Raw genomic sequence first — 220 nt, forward strand, 5'->3', positions numbered from 1 at the left:
GGTGTAACAATATTTGTGGGATTAATTGTGGAATCCGGTTGTTTTTGGAGAGGGGTATAAGTAGGAATTTCTGGTGTAGCAATATCCATGGAATCACTACTTTCCGTGGGATTAATTGTGGAATCCGGTTGTTTTTGGAGAGGGGTATAATTAGAAATTTCTGGGTTAATAATATCTGTGGGGTTAATTGTTGATGTGGATTCGGTTTTGGGAATGTTGT

At 38.2% G+C, this 220-nt stretch carries 1 protein-coding gene; it reads right to left on the bottom strand.

Annotation, left to right across the window (positions count from 1 at the left end):
* Nucleotides 1–220: hypothetical protein (locus tag PL9631_RS26520; RefSeq protein WP_197046536.1), on the bottom strand; the 220-nt coding region annotated here is incomplete at both ends.

Source organism: Planktothrix paucivesiculata PCC 9631 (genome assembly GCF_900009265.2).
In the GTDB taxonomy this organism is placed as follows: domain Bacteria; phylum Cyanobacteriota; class Cyanobacteriia; order Cyanobacteriales; family Microcoleaceae; genus Planktothrix; species Planktothrix paucivesiculata.